Source organism: Mycolicibacterium arcueilense (genome assembly GCF_058536225.1).
In genome coordinates this window covers 72515-90994 of record NZ_JBZTYL010000036.1, presented here as the reverse complement: position 1 = coordinate 90994, position 18480 = coordinate 72515, and the positions used below count along the sequence as shown (strand labels likewise).

At 68.4% G+C, this 18480-nt stretch carries 15 protein-coding genes; 13 read left to right on the top strand and 2 right to left on the bottom strand.

Going from position 1 to position 18480, the window contains the following annotated elements; translation table 11 throughout:
- Positions 1–2 precede the first annotated feature (2 nt).
- The 12 genes from AC4LGL_RS30910 (at position 3) to eccE (ending at position 15585) form a co-directional block, all read left to right on the top strand.
- Positions 3–896 carry a class I SAM-dependent methyltransferase gene (locus AC4LGL_RS30910; RefSeq protein WP_491842085.1) on the top strand — a complete coding sequence of 298 codons (894 nt, stop codon included), beginning with the start codon at positions 3–5 and terminating at the stop codon, positions 894–896.
- 186 nt (positions 897–1082) lie between these two features.
- Positions 1083–2852 (top strand): type VII secretion AAA-ATPase EccA, encoded by a 1770-nt coding sequence (eccA, locus tag AC4LGL_RS30905; RefSeq protein WP_491842198.1) that lies wholly within the window; start codon positions 1083–1085, stop codon positions 2850–2852.
- Positions 2849–4405 (top strand): type VII secretion protein EccB, encoded by a 1557-nt coding sequence (eccB, locus tag AC4LGL_RS30900; RefSeq protein WP_491842084.1) that lies wholly within the window; start codon positions 2849–2851, stop codon positions 4403–4405. The genes eccA and eccB overlap by 4 nt, the downstream gene beginning before the upstream one ends.
- Positions 4402–8367 carry a type VII secretion protein EccCa gene (gene eccCa / locus AC4LGL_RS30895; RefSeq protein ID WP_491842083.1) on the top strand — a complete coding sequence of 1322 codons (3966 nt, stop codon included), beginning with the start codon at positions 4402–4404 and terminating at the stop codon, positions 8365–8367. The genes eccB and eccCa overlap by 4 nt, the downstream gene beginning before the upstream one ends.
- Positions 8367–8678, top strand: coding sequence for a PE family protein (locus tag AC4LGL_RS30890; RefSeq protein ID WP_491842082.1), 312 nt, complete (start codon positions 8367–8369; stop codon positions 8676–8678). The genes eccCa and AC4LGL_RS30890 overlap by 1 nt, the downstream gene beginning before the upstream one ends.
- 1 nt (position 8679) lies before the next feature.
- Entirely contained in the window at positions 8680–10257 is a 1578-nt protein-coding gene (locus tag AC4LGL_RS30885) for a PPE domain-containing protein (RefSeq protein WP_491842081.1), read from the top strand.
- Positions 10258–10318: 61 nt separating this feature from the next.
- Positions 10319–10612 (top strand): type VII secretion system protein EsxG, encoded by a 294-nt coding sequence (gene esxG / locus AC4LGL_RS30880; RefSeq protein WP_064886591.1) that lies wholly within the window; start codon positions 10319–10321, stop codon positions 10610–10612.
- A gap of 33 nt (positions 10613–10645) precedes the next feature.
- On the top strand, positions 10646–10933 hold the full coding sequence (locus AC4LGL_RS30875; RefSeq protein ID WP_044515203.1) for a WXG100 family type VII secretion target: 288 nt from the start codon (positions 10646–10648) through the stop codon (positions 10931–10933).
- A 12-nt stretch (positions 10934–10945) separates the two neighbouring features.
- The gene (locus AC4LGL_RS30870) at positions 10946–11854 is read left to right on the top strand and encodes an ESX secretion-associated protein EspG (protein ID WP_491842080.1); all 909 of its coding nucleotides are present in this window, start codon (positions 10946–10948) and stop codon (positions 11852–11854) included.
- 2 nt (positions 11855–11856) lie between these two features.
- The gene (eccD, locus tag AC4LGL_RS30865) at positions 11857–13278 is read left to right on the top strand and encodes a type VII secretion integral membrane protein EccD (protein WP_491842079.1); all 1422 of its coding nucleotides are present in this window, start codon (positions 11857–11859) and stop codon (positions 13276–13278) included.
- 7 nt (positions 13279–13285) lie between these two features.
- On the top strand, positions 13286–14659 hold the full coding sequence (gene mycP / locus AC4LGL_RS30860; protein WP_491842078.1) for a type VII secretion-associated serine protease mycosin: 1374 nt from the start codon (positions 13286–13288) through the stop codon (positions 14657–14659).
- On the top strand, positions 14656–15585 hold the full coding sequence (eccE, locus tag AC4LGL_RS30855) for a type VII secretion protein EccE (RefSeq protein WP_491842077.1): 930 nt from the start codon (positions 14656–14658) through the stop codon (positions 15583–15585). The genes mycP and eccE overlap by 4 nt, the downstream gene beginning before the upstream one ends.
- On the opposite strand, the gene AC4LGL_RS30850 is transcribed toward eccE, so the two are convergent.
- Together AC4LGL_RS30850 and AC4LGL_RS30845 are read right to left on the bottom strand one after the other, a co-directional pair.
- Positions 15541–16740, bottom strand: coding sequence for an alpha/beta hydrolase family protein (locus tag AC4LGL_RS30850; RefSeq protein WP_491842076.1), 1200 nt, complete (start codon positions 16738–16740; stop codon positions 15541–15543). The genes eccE and AC4LGL_RS30850 overlap by 45 nt on opposite strands.
- A gap of 23 nt (positions 16741–16763) precedes the next feature.
- Positions 16764–17642 carry an amidohydrolase family protein gene (locus AC4LGL_RS30845; protein ID WP_491842075.1) on the bottom strand — a complete coding sequence of 293 codons (879 nt, stop codon included), beginning with the start codon at positions 17640–17642 and terminating at the stop codon, positions 16764–16766.
- A 43-nt stretch (positions 17643–17685) separates the two neighbouring features.
- Here AC4LGL_RS30845 and AC4LGL_RS30840 point away from each other — a divergent pair, with 43 nt between their 5' ends.
- Positions 17686–18450: a trans-aconitate 2-methyltransferase gene (locus AC4LGL_RS30840; RefSeq protein ID WP_491842074.1), complete on the top strand. Its 765-nt coding sequence runs from the start codon at positions 17686–17688 to the stop codon at positions 18448–18450.
- Positions 18451–18480: the final 30 nt, after the last annotated feature.

Sequence of the window (18480 nt, the reverse complement as noted above, 5' to 3'; positions counted from 1 at the left end):
GGGTGCGTACAGACAATGACAACTGGGACATCACCACGAGCGTAGGTTCGACAGCGTTATTCGTCGCTGCCTCAAGAGCATTGGAGGCGCAGAAGTCCGATCCGCTTGCCGTCGACAAGTATGCCGAGGTGTTCTGTCGCGCGGTCGGTGGCGAATGGACGACGGCGGTCGAGGGCACCGACCCCGAGCATCCGCTGCAGACCGAATTCGGCGAGAGCTTCGTCAACTTCCAGGGCGCCCGCACCAAGTTCTTCGACGAGTACTTCACCCGGGCCATCGACGCCGGGGTCAAGCAGGTCGTGCTGCTGGCGGCCGGCCTGGACTCACGGGCCTACCGCCTGCCGTGGGCCGACGGCACCGTGGTCTACGAGTTGGATCAGCCCCGGGTGCTCGAGTTCAAGCGCGACACCATCGAGCGGCTGGGTGAGGCGCCGACGGCCGAGCGGCGCGAGGTGGCGATCGATCTGCGCGACGACTGGCCGCGCGCGCTGCAGGAGAGCGGCTTCGACCCGGCGCGGCCGTCGGCCTGGATCGCCGAGGGACTGTTGATCTATCTGCCTGCCACAGCACAGGAACGGCTGTTTGCTGGAATTGACGCGCTGGCCGCGCCGGGCAGCTTCGTCGGCATCGAGGAAGCGATCCCGATGCCGGACGAGGCATTCCAGGCCAAGCGCGCCGAAGCCGTCTCCTCCGGAGAGGAGAACGCCTTCTTCACTCTCGTGTACAACCAGCAGCACGCGCCCGCGCAGCGGTGGTTCGGCGAGCGTGGCTGGGAAGCCGCTGAGACTCCGCTGCACGACTATCTGACCGGCGCCGGCCGGCCTGTGCCTGCTCCGGACTCCGAAGCAGGCCTGATGACGGGAACTATCACCTTGGTCGCCGCGACCAAAAGGTGAGGCAGTTCACGAGCTAGCCCGAGTACGTGCCTCTCGACAGTTAAGTTATGCAATGCTAACTTCAGCAAAAGTTAGCTTAGCCATACATAAGGGAGAGATTCGGGGGCTTAGTCGCTCCCGTGCACGCATATGGGTAGTGACACGCTTGCGGCTCCGCCTCAGGGAGCGCCCCGGCTCGATCGCGATGTGATCAGCCGTTTCGCCACATGTTGTCGTGCGCTGGGCCTGACGGTGAACGACCGGCAGCGGCCGGCCGACCTCACCGCAGCCCGGTCCGGCTTTGCTGGATTGGCACACATCGCGCACGACCACTGTGACGCCTGGACGGGCCTGGCCGCCGCGGGCGACGTGTCCGGTGCGGTCATCGACGCGGTGTGGCGCACCCGGGCCAGCGCCGGTCTGCTCCAGCGCGAGATCGACCTGGCTGCCGGTGACCTCGGTTTCACCTATGACAGTGGGCTGTATCTACAGTTCCGCGCCAGTGAGGTCGACGACTTCCAGCTGGCCTACGCGGCACGCCGCGCCGCCCAGGGTGAACTCGCCGAGGCGGACGCGCTCGTTGGCGATCTCCTCGCTCGCCGGCCGGGTTGGCTGAACGCCACCTGGCTGCGCGTGGCGATCAACCACCGGGCCCAGCGCTGGAACGACGTGGTGCGGCTGCTCACCCCGGTGGTCACCAACCCGTCGCTCGACGAGGTCACTGCGCACGCCGCCCGCGTCACCCTGGGCATCGCGCTGGCCCGGCTCGGCATGCTGGCGCCCGCGCTGTCGTACCTGGAGGACCCGTCCGGCCCGATCACGGTGGCCGCGCTCGACGGCGCGCTCGCCAAGGCGCTGACGCTGCGCGGGCAGGGCGAGGACGAAGACGCGAGCGAGGTGCTGCAGGACCTCTTCGCCGCCCACCCGGAGAACAAGCAGGTTGAAGAGGCCCTGTCGGATCCGACTTTCGGGCTGCTCCTCACCAATGCCGCCCGCATCGACGCGCGTACCGATCCGTGGGACCCGGAGACCGAACCGTCGGAGTCCGACTTCGTCGACCCGGGTGCCAAGGAACGCAAGGCGCACCTGCTCGTCGAGGCCGAAGCCGAGCTCGCCGAGTTCATCGGCCTGGAAGAAGTGAAGTTCCAGGTAGCGCGGCTGAAGAGCTCGGTCGCCATGTCGATCCGCCGCCAGGAGCGCGGGCTGGCCGTCGCTCAGCGCACCAACCACCTCGTGTTCGCCGGGCCGCCCGGAACGGGTAAGACCACCATCGCCCGCGTCGTCGCCAAGATCTATTGCGGCCTCGGACTTCTCAAGAAGGAGACGGTCCGTGAGGTGCACCGTGCCGACCTGATCGGCCAGCACATCGGTGAGACCGAGGCCAAGACCAACGCCATCATCGACAGTGCGCTCGACGGCGTGCTGTTCCTCGACGAGGCCTATGCCCTGGTGTCCACCGGCGCCAAGAACGACTTCGGCCTGGTCGCCATCGACACGCTGCTGGCGCGCATGGAGAACGACCGTGACCGCTTGGTCGTGATCGTCGCGGGGTACCGCAAGGACCTCGACATGTTCCTCGACACCAACGAAGGTCTGCGCTCGCGCTTCACCCGCAGCATCGACTTCCCGTCCTACTCCTCGTCCGAACTCGTCGAGATCGCCGAGCGGATGGCCGAGAAGCGGGACAGCACGTTCGAGAAGACCGCGCACGACGAGATGGAGCGGCTGTTCGGCTACCTGGCCGAGGCCACCACGCCCGACGCCCAAGGTGTGCCGCGGCGCAGCCTGGACATCGCGGGCAACGGCCGCTTCGTCCGCAACCTGGTCGAGCGTTCCGAGGAGGAGCGCGAGTACCGCCTCGACCATTCCGACCACGACGACTTCACCGACGAGGAAATGATGACGATCACCGCCGGTGACGTGAACAGTTCGGCCGGCCCGCTGCTGCGCGGCCTGGGGCTGACGGTGCCCGCATGACCGCGCCCGGACCGGACGAGCGTCGTTCGTTCAGCTCCCGCACGCCCAACAACGAGAACCCTGACGGGGTGCAGTACCGGCGTGGCTTCGTCACCAAGAACCAGGTCACCGGCTGGCGATTCGTCATGCGCCGCATCGCTTCTGGCGTGGCGCTGCACGACACCCGCATGCTGGTCGACCCGCTGCGTACGCAGAGCCGGGCGGTGCTGACCGGTGCCTTGATCATGATCACCGGCCTGATCGGCTGTTTCCTGTTCTCGTTGTTCCGTCCGGGCGGGGCTGCCGGAAACGATGCCGTTCTCGCCGACCGGTCCACGGCCGCGCTGTATGTGCGGGTGGGGGAGCAGCTGCATCCCGTGCTCAACCTGACCTCGGCGCGGTTGATCACCGGCAAGTCGGACAACCCGAGCACGGTCAAGACCAGTGAGATCGACAAGTTCCCGCGCGGCAACCTGCTGGGCATCGCCGGTGCGCCCGAGCGGATGGTGCAGAGCACCAGCACCGACGCGGATTGGACTGTGTGCGACGCGGTTTCGGGCGCCAATGCCGGTGTGACGGTCATTGCCGGCACCCTCGCGTCGGGCGGTGAGCGTGCTCTGACGCTGACGTCGGATGCGGCCGTCCTGGTGCACAACAGCGAGGGCCCGACGCCGGGCGACTGGCTGCTGTGGGCCGGCAAACGCAGCCCGGTCGATCTGGCCAACCGCGCCGTCACCGATGCCCTCGGTCTCGGCGGACAGATCCCCACGCCGCGACCCATCGCGGCCGGCCTGTTCAATGCGATCCCCGAAGCCCCGGCGCTGGCGGCTCCGCACATCGCCGACGCCGGTGCGCCGACGAGCTACGAGCTGTCGACCCAGGTGCCCGTCGGTGGCGTGGTGGCGGCCTACGACGCCGACAACACCGCCCGCTACTACGCGGTGCTCAATGACGGCCTGCAGCCGGTCTCGCCGGTACTGGCCGCAATCCTGCGCAACACCAACTCCTATGGCCTGGACCAGGCGCCGCGGATCGGGCCCGACGAGGTGTCGCGGATGCCCGTGTCGCACGCCATCGACACCGCCGGCTACCCGGAGGCTCCGGTCAAGCTGGTCGCGCCGTCGACTGCTCCGGTGACCTGTGCCCAGTGGATCAAGCCGACGGGTGCCACCGAGAGCAAGCTGTCGGTCCTCTCCGGTGCGGCGTTGCCGGTGCCGGACGGCCTGCACACTGTCGACCTGGTCGGAGCGGGCAGTAACGGCGCCGCCAACCGGGTCGCGCTCACTCCGGGCAGCGGCTACTTCGTCCAGACTGTCGGGGCCGAGCCGGGCTCGCCGACCGCAGGCTCTTTGTTCTGGGTCAGCGACACCGGTGTCCGCTACGGCATCGACACCGCCGGCGACGCCAAAGTTGTCGAGGCGCTTGGCCTCACCTCCCCGGCCCTGCCCATTCCGTGGTCGATCCTGACGCAGTTCGCGGCCGGTCCGACCCTGTCCCGTGGCGACGCCCTGACCGCACACGATGCGCTGTCGCCCAACGCAAATGCTGCACGCCTGGAGGCGACGACCCGATGAGCCGGCTGATCTTCGAGCACCAGCGCAGGCTGGCCCCGCCGACCACCCGCAAGGGCACCATCACGATCGAGCCGCCGCCCCAGTTGGAGCGGATGGTCCCGCCGTCACTGCTGCGCCGGGTGCTGCCTTACCTGATCGTCATCCTGATCGTGGGCATGATCGTGGCCCTGTTCGCCACCGGCATGAAGATGATCTCGCCGACGATGCTGTTCTTCCCGTTCGTGCTGCTGCTGGCCGCCACCGCGCTCTACCGCGGCGGCAACAAGATGCGCACCGAGGAGGTCGACGCCGAACGCGCCGACTACCTGCGCTACCTGTCGGTGGTGCGCGACAACGTCCGTGCCCATGCCGCCGAGCAGCGCAAGGCGCTGGAGTGGTCACACCCGGAGCCTGCAGATCTGGCCTCCGTCCCGGGCACGCGCAGGCAGTGGGAACGCGATCCGCGCGACAGCGACTTCCTGGTGCTGCGCGCCGGATTGCACGATGTGCCGCTGGATGCCGCGCTCAAGGTCAAGGACACCGCCGACGAGATCGACCTGGAACCGGTGTCGCACAGCACCCTTCGCGGTCTGCTCGACGTGCAGCGCACCGTGCGTGATGCCCCGACCGGCATCGACGTCACCAAGCTCGCCCGGATCACCGTGATCGGTGAGGCCGAGGAAGTCCGGGATGCGTTGCGGGCCTGGATCGCCCAGGCCGTCACCTGGCACGATCCGACCATGCTCGGGGTGGCGCTGGCCTCTCCCGACATCGATTCCGACGCCTGGTCGTGGCTGAAGTGGCTTCCGCACGTGGATATCCCGTCGCAGGCCGACGGTGTCGGCCCGGCCCGGTACCTGACCACCGGTGTCGCCGAGCTGCGCGAGCACCTCGACTCGGCCCTGGTCGGCCGGCCCGCGTTCCCGGCCGAGGCGGACCAGGTGCTCAAGCACCTGCTGGTCGTCCTCGACGATCCCGAGGCCGATCCCGATGACATCGCGCGGAAGCCCGGGCTGACCGGCGTGACCGTGATCCACCGCAGCGACAAGCTGCCGAACCGTGAGCAGTACCCGGATCCCGAGCGGCCCATCCTGCGGGTCACCGAGGGCCGGATCGAGCGGTGGCAGAGCAGCGGCTGGCAGCCCTACGTCGGTCAGGCTGACACGATGTCGGCCGCCGAGGCCGCCCACATCGCGCGGCGGTTGTCGCGTTGGGACTCCAACCCCGGTTACGTGCGCTCCACCGCCACCGGCGGTGCCACCTTCGGCACGCTGCTCGACATCCCGGATGCCTCGGCCCTGGACGTGGCCAGCCTGTGGGCCCCGCGTAACCGTGACGACGAGCTGCGGGTTCCGATCGGCGTCACCGCCACCGGCGAACCGCTGTACTTCGACCTCAAGGACGAAGCCGAGGGCGGCATGGGCCCGCACGGCCTGATGATCGGTATGACGGGCTCGGGCAAGTCCCAGACCCTGATGTCGATCCTGTTGTCGCTGTTGACCACTCACTCCGCCGACCGGCTCATCGTGATCTACGCCGACTTCAAGGGTGAGGCCGGAGCCGACATCTTCCGCAACTTCCCGCAGGTCGTCGCGGTCATCTCGAACATGGCCGAGAAGCGGTCGCTGGCCGACCGGTTCGCCGACACCCTGCGCGGTGAGGTGGCCCGCCGTGAGCAGCTGCTCAAGGAGGCCGGCCGCCGGGTGCAGGGCAGCGCCTTCAACTCGGTGACCGAGTACGAGGCCGCGATCGCCGCCGGGCATGACCTGCCGCCGATGCCGACACTGTTCGTGGTCGCCGACGAGTTCACGTTGATGCTCGCCGAGCATCCCGAGTACGCGGACCTGTTCGATTACGTTGCGCGCAAGGGCCGCTCGTTCCGGATCCACATCCTGTTCGCGTCGCAGACCCTCGACGTGGGCCGCATCAAGGACATCGACAAGAACACGTCGTACCGGATCGGCCTGAAGGTGGCCAGCCCCAGCATCTCTCGCCAGATCATCGGGGTCGAGGACGCCTATCACATCGAATCGGGCCGCGAGCACAAGGGCGAGGGCTTCCTGGTGCCCGCCCCTGGTGCGGTGCCGGTCAAGTTCCGGAGCACCTATGTCGACGGCATCTACGACCCGCCGCGGGCCGAGAAGTCGATCGTGGTCCGGGCACTGCCGCAGCCGCAGCTGTTCACGGCCTCGCGGGTGGAGCCTGAACCCGATACCGTGATCGTCACGAACGAGCCCGAGATCGACGTGCTGCCGCCGCGCAAGCTGATCGCCACCATCGGCGACCAGTTGGCCACCTACGGCCCGCAGGCACCGAAGCTGTGGCTGCCGCCGCTGGATGGCGCGATCGCCCTGGACGACGTGCTGGCCCGCACCGAGGTGGAGCCCGGTCAACTGCGTTGGCCGCTCGGCGAGATCGACAAGCCGTTCGAGATGCGTCGCGACGCCCTGGTGTTCGACGCCAACTCGTCGGCAGCCAACGTGCTGATCCACGGCGGTCCGCGCTCGGGCAAGTCGACCGCGTTGCAGACCTTCGTCCTGTCGGCCGCAGCGCTGCACTCGCCGAGCGAGGTCAGCTTCTACTGCCTGGACTACGGCGGCGGACAGCTCGCCGGCCTGGAGGGTCTGGCCCACGTCGGCAGTGTGGCCACCCCGCTGGAGCCCGAGCGCATCCGGCGTACCTTCGGCGAGCTCGAGCAGCTGCTGCAGGCCCGCCAGCGGCAGGGCGCCGTGAGCCGGGTGGGTAGTTACGCAGACGGGTATGGCGAGGTCTTCTTGATCATCGACAACCTGTACGCGTTCAGCCGCGACAACACCGACACGTTCAATACGCGTAACCCGTTGCTGGCCAAGGTGACCGAGCTGGCCAACACTGGCCTTGCCTACGGCATCCACGTCGTGATCACCACGCCGAACTGGCTGGAGGTGCCGTTGGCGATGCGTGACGGCCTGGGTCTGCGACTCGAGCTCAAACTGCACGACAGCCACGACAGCATCGTGCGGGTGGTGGGTGCGCTGCGCCGGCCGGCCGAGTCGGTGCCCGCCGATCAGCCGGGCCGCGGCCTGACCATGGCCGCCGAACACTTCCTGTTCGCCGAGCCGCAGCTGAGCGACATCGCCGTCATCAACGCCCGCTACCCGGGCCAGAGTGCACCCCCGGTGCGGCTGCTGCCGACCGCGCTGGCCCCCGCCGCGCTGGCCCCGCTGTACCCGGCCGCCGAACAGGTGGTCATCGGGCAGCGTGAAGAGGATCTGGCACCGGTGGTGCTGGACTTCAAGCACAACCCGCTGCTGGCGGTGTTCGGCGATACGAAGTCGGGTAAGACCACGCTGCTGCGTCACATCATCCGGACCATCCGGGAGAACTCCCGGCCGGACGAGGTGGCCTTCACCGTCATCGACCGACGACTGCATCTGGTCGAGGAGCCGTTGTTCCCGGACAACGAGTACACGGCCAACATCGACCGCGTGCTGCCCGCGATGCTGGGACTGTCGGCGCTCATCGAGAAGCGCCGTCCGCCGGCCGGTTTGAGCCCGCAGGAGCTCAGCGCGTGGAACCAGCGGTCCGGGCAGGACGGCCACACGCACTACCTGATCATCGACGACGTGGACCAGATTCCAGACGGCCCCGCGGTCAGCGGTCCATTCGCCGGACAGCGTCCGTGGACCAACATCGTCGGATTGTTGGCCGAGGCCACCGATCTGGGTCTGCGCGTCATCGTGACGGCCCGTGCCACCGGATCGGCCCACGCCGTGATGACGGCACCGCTGCTGCGTCGCCTCAATGATCTGCAGGCGACCACGTTGATGCTGTCGGGCAATCCGGCCGACAGCGGCAAGCTCCGTGGACACCGGTTCGCCCGGTTCCCGGCGGGGCGCGGCATGTTGCTCGGCGACGGTGACGCACCCGAGTTCGTCCAGCTCGTCAACCCACTCATCGATGACACGGCACTTTCCGTGAACAACGGGCGAAAGGAATTCTGATGACATTGCGGGTAGTTCCAGAAGGATTGACCGCCGCCAGCGCGGCCGTGGAGGCGCTCACCGCGCGCCTGGCCGCCGCTCACGCGGCAGCCGCCCCACTGGTCTCGGCGGTGATTCCGCCTGCGGCCGACGCGGTTTCGCTGCAGACCGCGACCGGCTTCAGCGCCCACGGTGCCCAGCACTCGACGATGGCCGCACAGGGTGTCGAGGAGCTCGGACGCTCCGGCGTCGGCGTCGGCGAGTCCGGTGCCAGCTACATGACCGGTGACGCGATGGCGGCTTCGTCCTACCTGACTGCGCGCGGCATCTGAGATGACTGCCCCCATTTGGATGGCCCTACCACCCGAAGTGCACTCGACGCTGCTCTCCAGCGGTCCAGGCGCCGGGTCGTTGCTGGCTGCCGCGGGGGCCTGGCAGTCGCTGAGCACCGAATACGCGTCGGCGGCAGCAGAACTCACCAGCGTGCTGGGCTCGGTGCAGGCCGGGTCCTGGGAAGGGCCGAGCTCGGAGCAGTACATCACCGCGCACGGGCCCTACCTGACCTGGCTGGCGCAGCAGAGCGCGAACAGCGCTGCGGTGGCCGTGCAGCACGAGACGGCGGCCGCGGCGTACACCACGGCCGTGGCGGCCATGCCGACCATGCCCGAGCTGGCGCTCAACCACGTGGTGCACGGTGTGCTGCTCGCGACGAACTTCTTCGGCATCAACATGATTCCGATCGCGGTCAACGAGGCCGACTACGTGCGGATGTGGATCCAGGCCGCCACCACCATGGCCACCTACCAGGCTGTCTCGGGGGCCGCCGTGATGGCGGCGCCGACCAGCACGCCGTCGCCGATGCTGCTCAAGCCGGGCGCCGGGGAAGCCGGCGCCGCCTCGGCCAACGCACAGCAGATGATGGCGCAGGCGACGGCGACGGATTCGGGTTCAGCGCTGACCAACGCCGACGCGACGGCCGACAACGAGTACCCCAACCTGCCGCAGTGGCTGGTCGATTACCTCGGTAACGACTCGATGATCGGCGGCAAGGAGCTGCTGAGGTTCCTCAACGATCCGCTCGGAACCATCCAGAGCATGCTCACGGACCTGATGACCAACCCGTCCGGCTTCCTGACCACCTGGGGTCCGTTCCTGTTCGGCGTCATCTATCAGTTGATCTTCCAGCCGGTGGGTTGGGGAACGTGGATCGGTGTCGCGCTGTCGCCGTTCCTGGCCCCACTGCTCGGCATGGGCCTTGCCGCACTGGGTTTCCTCGATCTGCTTCCCACCGACGATGTGGCACCGGACGAGGCTCCCGCCGACGCCGATGTTCCGGCGGGACCGGTGCGCGCCGATCAGGGGCTGCCGATGGCCGGCCTGTCCCCGGCGGGTTTCGGCGGTGGAGCCGGCGCGGGCGCTGCGCCCGCCGCTGCGCCTGCCGCCGGAGGTGTCGCCGCACCGGCACCCGTCGCGGCGGCAGCCTTCGCACCGTATGCGGTACTCGGCAGTGACCCCGACGAGGGATTCAGCCCGACCGTGGGCGGCAAGTCCAGTGCCTCGGCACCGGCTTCCGGCATCCCCGCGGCGGCATCCGGTGTGGCCGCATCGCTGGCGGCACGGCGCAAGCGGCGTCGCAAGCGCGGTGCGGCATTGGAAGACCACGCCTACGCGGATGCCTACATGGACTACGAGCAACCCGACCCGGACCCGGCACCGAAGCCGGAGCCGCGGGTGCGGGCGTCCGAAAGCGGCACCGGCACGATCGGATTCACCGGTACCGAGACGAAATCCGATACCACGGCGGCCGGTCTGACCACGCTGGCCGGCGAGAGCTACGACGAGAGTCCGTCCTCGCCGATGCTGCCCGGTTCCTGGGAACCCGGTGATTCGCAAGGGGGTACCCGCAGCTGACCAGATCATCTTCATCACGTTCGATGCACCGCCAAATGTCTACGACCCGAAAGGAAAATCCATGAGCATGTTGGACGCTCACATCCCCCAGCTGATCGCCTCCGAGGCGGCGTTCAGTGCCAAGGCCGCCCTGATGCGCAGCACCATCGCGCAGGCCGAGCAGGCTGCCATGTCGTCGCAGGCCTTCCACATGGGTGAGGCCTCGGCTGCCTTCCAGGCCGCGCACGCCCGATTCGTCGAGGTCTCGGCCAAGGTCAACGCCCTGCTCGATTACGCGCAGCTCAACCTCGGCGACGCCGCGGGCACCTACGTGGCCCAGGATGCCGCCGCGGCCAGCACCTACACCTCCATCTGACCGAGCTAGATCTACAGGGATACAGGAGTTTTCATGTCTCAGATCATGTACAACTACCCGGCCATGCTGGCTCACGCCGGCGAGATGAACACCTACTCGGCTGCGCTGCACGCCGTCGGTGCCGACATCGCCGCCGAGCAGGCCGCACTGAGCAGCGCCTGGCAGGGTGACACCGGTATGACCTACCAGGCCTGGCAGGCCCAGTGGAACCAGGCGATGGAAGAGCTGACCCGGGCGTACCGGGCCATGGCGTCCACTCACGAGATGAACACCATGTCGATGAGTGCGCGCGACGCCGCCGAAGGCGCCAAGTGGGGCTGATGCCGGTGACCTGTGGGGGCTAACGCCGTCGAGCTGACCACCGACCAGGCCTGGTACCTCGCCGAGGTACTGGGCGCCGGGGCGTACCCGTGGGTGCTGGCCATCACGCCGCCCTACAGCGAACCGGCACAGCGGGCCGGCTTCGTTGCCGGACAGGCCGCTGAACTGACCAGGATGGGCGTGCTCGACGCCGGTGGCGGAGTCAATCCGCGGGTGGCGCAATGGGTTCGGCTGGCCTGCCGGGCGACCCAGTGGCTGGACCTGCGGTTTGTCTCCGGGCCGGGAGATCTGCTGCGAGGCATCGTGGCTCGGTCGGAAGGCCGGACTGTTGTCGTGCTGCGCAACGCACAGTTGGTGACGTTCACCGAGATGGACATCGCCCACCCGCACGCCCTGGGTCCGGTGCTCACGGCCGGGCTGTCACAGCGCAAACCGGCCCGGTTCGAGGAGTTCGCGCTGCCTGCCGCGGCCGGCGCCCGCGCCGACGAGCAGATCCGAAACGGCACCCCGTTGACCGAGGTGCTGGGATTTCTCGGGGTCCCGTCCTCGGCCCGCCCGATCGTGGAGGCGGTGTTCGACGGGCGCCGGACGTACGTGGAGATCGTGGCCGGTGAGCATCGCGACGGACACCGGGTCACCACCCAGGTGGGGGTCAGCATCATCGACACCCCCGGAGGCCGGATTCTGGTCTCCCCGTCGAAAGCCTTCGACGGGGAGTGGATCTCGACCTTCACGGCGGGAAGTGCCGACGCGATCGCGATGGCGATCGAACGGCTCACCGCCTCACTACCGAGCGGTTCCTGGTTCCCGGACCAACCGCTCATCCGCGACTTCGACAGCGAAGCCGTCAATGACATTTTTTCTAATAACGATGTACCCCACCAAGATCCACGCTCCATGAGAAGAACCCAGAAAGCATAGGAATGTCCGACAACACTGTGATGCCGATCGTCCGGGTGGCCGTGCTGGCCGCTGGAGACGACGGTGGCCGGCTGACCGAGATGGCCCTGCCGTCCGAGCTGCCGCTGCGCGAGATTCTGCCCGCGGTCCAGCGCATCGTGCTGCCCCCCAACGCCGGCGGCGATGATGGCGCGAGCGCCCCGGACCCGGTGCGGCTCAGCCTGGCCCCGGTGGGGGGTGCTCCCTACAGCTTGGACGCCACCCTCGACACGGTCGGTGTGGTGGACGGGGATCTGCTTGCGCTGCAGGCCGTCCCCGCCGGCCCGGCCGCCCCGCGCATCGTCGAGGACATCGCCGACGCCGCGGTGATCTTCTCGGCTGCCCGCCGACGCCCGTGGGGCACCGCGCACATTGCCCGGGGTGCGGCGCTGGCCGTGATCGGGCTGATCCTGGTGGGCACCGGCCTGGCCGTCGCCCATCGCGTGCTGACCGGTGAACTGCTCGGGCTGTTCGTGGTGAGTGGTATCGCCATCGCCGCCGTGCTCGCCTCCCTGTCGACCAGGAGCCGATCGGGGGCCCTGGCGACCGCGTTGGCCGTCACCGGGCTCGTCCCCGTCGGCGCGGCGTTCGCTCTCGGTGTGCCAGGCGGTTTCGGTGCGCCCAGCATCCTGCTGGCCGCGGCCGGAGTGGCGGCATGGTCGCTGATCAGCATGGCCAGCTCACCCGACGACCGGGGTATCGCGGTGTTCACCGCGGCCACGGTGGCCGGAGCCGGGGTGTTGCTGGTCGCCGGTGCGGCCTCACTGTGGGAGATCAACGCGACCGTGATCGGGTGTGCCCTGATCCTGATCGCCCTGGTGGTCACGGTCCAGGCCGCCCAACTGTCCGCGATGTGGGCCCGCTTCCCGCTGCCGGTCATCCCGGCGCCGGGTGATCCTTCCCCGTCGGCACAACCGCTTTCGGTGCTGGCCGACCTGCCGCGCCGGGTCCAGGTGAGCCAGTCGCACCAGACCGGCGTGATCGCCGCGGGTGTGCTGCTCGGTGTCGCGGGATCGGTGGCCCTGGTGGCTTCGTCGACCGCGTCGCCGTGGGCCTGGTACGTGGTCGTCGCTTTGGCGCTCGGTGCTGTGCTGCGGGCTCGTGTCTGGGATTCCGCCTCCTGCAAGTCCTGGCTGCTGGCCCATCCGTACGTGCTGTCCGTTGCCCTGTTGGTGGCCTTCGCGATCGACGGCCGGTACCAGGCTGCCTGGTTGGCGCTGGCGGTGCTCGCGGCGCTCGTCGTGGTGTGGGTTTTCGCCGCGCTGAATCCGCGGGCGGCGTCGCCGGATACCTACTCGCTGCCGATGCGGCGCCTGGTGGGCTTCCTGGCGACCGGGCTCGATGCTTCGCTGATTCCGGTGATGGCCTTCCTCATCGGGCTGTTCAGCCTCGTTATCGACAGGTGATGAATCGGTGATCCACAAAAGTCTGGGTGTCCTGGCCACAGCCGGTCTGGTGCTGTTGGTCGGCTCCCCGTCAGCGGGTGCGGTGAGCCCGCCCGAGGTCGACCCGCAGGTCGCCCCACCAGCCGGCAGTGCCGGTCCGGTGGAGGCGATGGCGCAGCGTTCGGCGTGCGTCGCCACCGAGGCGAGGCCGGGTACCGATCCCGGTGCGGTCAACCCGAACCAGTTGGCGCTCAACCTGTCCGGTGCCTGGAAACAGAGCCGGGGGCAGGGGCAGACCGTTGCGGTCATCGACACCGGAGTGCAGCCGGGACCCCGGTTGCCCCATGTCGAGGGCGGTGGAGACTTCATCGAATCCACCGATGGCCTGACCGACTGTGACGGCCATGGCACCGCGGTCGCCGGTCTGATCGCCGGCCAACCCGGATCCGACGGGTTCTCCGGCGTGGCGCCGGAGGCCCGGTTGATCTCGATCCGGCAGAACTCACCGCGCTTCGCGCCGCGTACGCCCAGCGCCGACGCCGCCGAGGCCCGCGCCGTCGCCGATGTGGCCAGCCTGGCCCGGGCCGTGGTGCGTGCCGCCGACATGGGTGCGCGCGTCATCAACATCTCGGTGGTGACGTGCCTTCCCGCCGACAAACAGGTCGACCAGACCGAACTCGGTGCGGCACTGCGTTATGCGGCGGTCGAGAAGGACGCGGTCATCATCGCGGCCGCGGGCAACACCCAGGGTGGGGTCACCACCGGGACCGCGTGCGCGTCCAATCCGCTGTCCGGAACTCCGGGTGATCCGCGCAACTGGGGCGGCGTCTCCTCGGTGTCGATCCCGTCGTGGTGGCAGCCCTACGTGTTGTCGGTCGGCGCGCTGAACGCCACCGGGCAGCCGTCCGGATTCACCATGGCCGGCCCCTGGGTCGGGATCTCGGCGCCGGGCGAGAACATCTCCTCGGTGAGCAACGGACCCGGCGGAGGGTTGGCCAACGCGCTGCCCACCGATCAGGGCAAGCTGATCCCGCTCAGCGGTACCAGTTACGCCACGGCTTACGTGTCCGGCGTTGCAGCCCTGGTGCGCAGCAAGTTTCCCGATCTGAACGCCCGCCAGGTGGTGCACCGGTTGACCACGACCGCGCAGGGCGCCGCCCGCTCGCCGTCGAACATCATCGGCGCCGGGGGTGTCGATCCGGTGGCCGCACTCACCTGGGATGTCGCAGACATGCCGCTGGACGGACCGGCGGCTCCTGCAGGCAAACCCATTGCCGCACCACAAGAACCAGCCCCGCGTGACAACACCGGCCGAATCGTCGCTTTCGCCGGCACCGGAGCACTTGCGCTGGCGGCCATTGCCGTTGCGTTCAGCGCGTACAGACGGAAGGACCATTCATGACCGCCCGACTTGCGTTGGCGTCGCTGTTCATCGTCGCAGCCGTCCTGGCCCGGCCATGGCAGACCAACACCGAACGGTGGGTGCTCGGAGTTTCCGTCGCGGCTGTGGTGCTGTTGCTCGCCTGGTGGGGTGGGCTGTTCCTGACCACGCGGGTCGCCCGGCACATCGCCGTGTGGCGGCGCAACCTCGCCAAGAGCCGGCCGGCTGACAAGCCGGGCGTGGAGACCGTCACGCTGCGGGTCGATCCCGCGGACCCGGCCCAGTTGCCGGTGGTGGTCAGCTACCTGGACCGCTACGGCATTCGCTGCGACAAGGTCCGGGTCACCCACCGTGACGCCGGTGGCACCCGCCGCAGCTGGATCAGCCTGACCGTGGCAGCAGCGGACAATCTCGCTGCGCTGCGCGCCCGTTCGTCGCAGATCCCGTTGCGGGACACCACCGAAATCGTCGGGCGTCGGCTCGCCGACCACCTGCGTGAGCAGGGTTGGACCGTCACGCTCGTCGACGGAGTGGACTCCCCGCTGCCTGACCCGGGTAAGGAAACCTGGCGCGGGGTGAAGGACGACTCAGGATTCGTGGCGGCCTATCGCGTCAGCGTCAGCGACAAGCTGGACGCCGTACTCGCCGGGATCGGCGCCCTGCCGGCCCAGGAAACCTGGACGGCACTGGAATTCACCGGATCTCCGACCCAGCCTCAGCTGACGGTGGGCGCGGCGATCCGCACGGCGGACCGGCCCGCACGCAAGGCGCCGCTGGCCGGCCTGAAACCGGCGGGTGGCCGGCACCGTCCGGCGTTGGCTGCGTTGAACCCGTTGTCCTCGGACCGTCTGGAGGGGGCCCCGGCCGCGCCGCCGAAGGCGCTGCCGGCGTCCGTCGAGCGGTCAGTCGAACATGAAATCCCGCAGGAAGCGGGTCATCCGGCGTAGGTAGTCCGGCTGGCTCACATGTAGCAGGTGGTTGCCCGGGAACCAGTGGAACGCGCAGCGATCCCAGTGTTCCCACAGCATCTCGGCCTGCTGCGGTGGAGCCAGCCGGTCACCCAGGCCGGCGATGATCATCCGTCGGTCCTTGGGCACCAGCGGACGGTAATTCAGCGGCGAGGTGTAACGCGCCGCCGCTTCGATCAAAGCGGGATCGGTTCGGGCCACACGCCGTTGCAGGGCCACCAGCTTGTTGGCCGGGAACCACTCGTCGACCGTGCGATCCGGCGTCACCACAGGAACATTCGGCACCACAGCCTGAATCCGGTCGTCGACACTGGCCAGGAGCGCCGAGGTGAACCCACCCAGTGAAATGCCGGTCAGGGCGATCCGGTCGACACCGGTGGACTCCAGATAGTCGATCACCGAACGGAAGTCGTGCACAGCCTGGGCCATGGCCTCGGAGAAGCCGGCGTACCCGTGGGAAAAGTATCCGTAGCCGCTGAACGGTGAGAACCGTTCGGCGCGTTGACCGTGAAACGGCAAGGTGTACAACAGCACGTCGTATCCGGAGCGGTAGAACCACGGCAACGACAGGAACAGCCCGTTGGCCAGATACGGCGATCCCATGAAACCGTGGATCACACACAACGTCGGGTGCGGGCCGTCGTCATGGCGCCAATGTTGGGCCCGCACAACGTTGTTGCGGGTGAATCCGCCGCACATCTCGCGCAGTGCCGGGTTGACCGCGGTGAAGCCGCTCTGGAACCGGATGTTCTCGACCCGGCCGTGGGCGATCAGCTCGGCAACCGGGTTGGCCTGGCGGGTGGATACCCGGGGTGGCCCGGTGGGCGCCGGGAACGACACCGCGGGATCCTGCGCCGCCGCCAGATCCGCGTAGAACCGCATGTGGTCCTGCTCGGCCCGCGACGCGGCGGGGTGCAGCATCGACGCCAGCGTCGTCGGCACCATCGACGTGGCCACGATCGAGGCGACCCCGGTGCGCAACGCGATGTCGGCGATCGCCGAGGTGTCCACGATGGCCCGCTGCTTCAGCGTCAGCTCGGCGCGCCGCGGAAGGCCGCGCGCACCGGCTTCACCGCCGGGAACGTCGGGAACAGGGATCGGGGGTTCGACCGGATCTGCGCTGGACGGCTCCACGCTTCCCGATGCTAGCCAACTGCTCAGCTCAGCCCGAACAACTTCGCGGCGTTGTCGTGCAGGACATTGCGGCGCCAGGCGTCGTCGACGCCCGGCAGGTCGATCAGGTGGTGGATGGCCTCGGCGTAGCCGTAGGGGATGTTCGGGAAGTCGCTGCCCCACAGGATGTGCTCACCCAGCGCTTTCAGCCGGCTGACCTCGGTGGTGGGGAACGGCATCGTCTCTTCGACGAACGGGGTGAACGCCATCGTGGTGTCCAGCCTCACCTGCTCGAACTGCTCGGCGAGATCCAGGAAGGCGGAGTACTCGGGCATCCCCATGTGCGCGACGATCAGCACCAGCCGCGGATAGCGGGCCAGCAGCTCGGCGATGGGGTCTGGGCCGGTGAACTGACCCGGCACCGGACCGGAACCGCAGTGGATGACCACCGGGACACCGGCGTCCTCGATCAGCCCCCAGACCTCGTCGAGCAGGGGATCGTTCGGGTCGTAGTTGCCTACCTGGATGTGCACCTTGAACACCTGGGTACCTGCGGTGATCGCCTCCGCGACGTACTCGGGGGCCTCGGGTTCCGGGAAGAACGTGGCGGTGTGCAGGCAGTCCGGGGTGCCCTCGGCGAAGCCGACCGCCCACTGGTTGAGCCAGGCGGCCATCTCGGGCTTGTGTGCGTAGATCAGTGAGGAGAATCTGCGGACGCCGAACTCCCGCAGCGTGGCGACCCGCTCGGCCTCGTCGGCGCGGTAGGTGATGGGCCATTCCCGGCCGATCATCGGGCCCTGGCTGTCGAAGTACTGCCACACCTTGTCCATCACGTTCTTGGGCATGAAGTGCGTGTGCACGTCGACGATGCCGGGAAGCTCCAGCTCCGTCCAGATCTTCCGCACTTTCTCCGATTCGTCCATCGCGTCCGACGATATCGACCCGGGTTCGGGGCATGATCGGGGCATGTGGAATCCGGACACGTACCTCGCCTTCGCCGACCATCGGGGCCGGCCGTTCTACGACCTGCTCACGCGGGTCGCGGCGCAGGCGCCACGCCGGGTGGTCGACCTGGGTTGCGGGCCGGGCAACCTGACCGAGACGCTTGCGCAGCGTTGGCCGGGTGCCACGCTGGAGGCCTGGGACAGCTCCCCGGAGATGGTCGCGGCAGCGCAGTCCCGTGGGCTCGAAGCACACGTCGGGGCGATCGAGGAGTGGACGCCGCAACCCGACACCGATGTGGTGGTCACCAACGCGGCACTGCAGTGGGTGCCCACTCATCGCGAACTCGTGGTGCGCTGGGCCGGGCAGCTGGCGCCGGGATCCTGGATCGCCTTCCAGGTGCCGGGCAATTTCGATGCTCCGTCGCACCACGCGGTGCGGGAACTGGCCCGTCGTGAACCGTTCATGGAGCCGCTGCGCGACATGCCGTGGCGCGATGTCGGCCAGGTGGACACGCCCGTCGAATACGCCGGGCTGTTGACCGATGCGGGCTGTGTGGTGGATGCCTGGGAGACCACGTACGTACACCAATTGACTGGTGAGACACCGGTTCTGGACTGGATCACCGGGACGGCTCTGACACAGGTCAAGGGTCGGCTGAGCGAGGAGATGTGGGAGCAATATCGCCAGGCCATCATCCCGATGCTGGCCGAGGCCTATCCGAAGCGCGCTGACGGTACGACGTTCTTTCCGTTCCGTCGCGTGTTCGTGGTGGCGCAAGTCGGCTGATCGCGCTGTGCCACGTTTGTCACGCCAGAG

Excerpts from the sequence above, each read along its gene's own strand:
- AC4LGL_RS30885 (WP_491842081.1), top strand. The coding sequence starts at position 8,680 with ATGACTGCCCCCATTTGGATGGCCCTACCACCCGAAGTGCACTCGACG.
- eccE (WP_491842077.1), top strand. The coding sequence starts at position 14,656 with ATGACCGCCCGACTTGCGTTGGCGTCGCTGTTCATCGTCGCAGCCGTC.
- AC4LGL_RS30840 (WP_491842074.1), top strand. The coding sequence starts at position 17,686 with ATGTGGAATCCGGACACGTACCTCGCCTTCGCCGACCATCGGGGCCGG.
- eccD (WP_491842079.1), top strand. The coding sequence starts at position 11,857 with ATGTCCGACAACACTGTGATGCCGATCGTCCGGGTGGCCGTGCTGGCC.
- eccB (WP_491842084.1), top strand. The coding sequence starts at position 2,849 with ATGACCGCGCCCGGACCGGACGAGCGTCGTTCGTTCAGCTCCCGCACG.
- eccCa (WP_491842083.1), top strand. The coding sequence starts at position 4,402 with ATGAGCCGGCTGATCTTCGAGCACCAGCGCAGGCTGGCCCCGCCGACC.
- AC4LGL_RS30875 (WP_044515203.1), top strand. The coding sequence starts at position 10,646 with ATGTCTCAGATCATGTACAACTACCCGGCCATGCTGGCTCACGCCGGC.
- AC4LGL_RS30890 (WP_491842082.1), top strand. The coding sequence starts at position 8,367 with ATGACATTGCGGGTAGTTCCAGAAGGATTGACCGCCGCCAGCGCGGCC.
- AC4LGL_RS30845 (WP_491842075.1), bottom strand. The coding sequence starts at position 17,642 with ATGGACGAATCGGAGAAAGTGCGGAAGATCTGGACGGAGCTGGAGCTT.
- esxG (WP_064886591.1), top strand. The coding sequence starts at position 10,319 with ATGAGCATGTTGGACGCTCACATCCCCCAGCTGATCGCCTCCGAGGCG.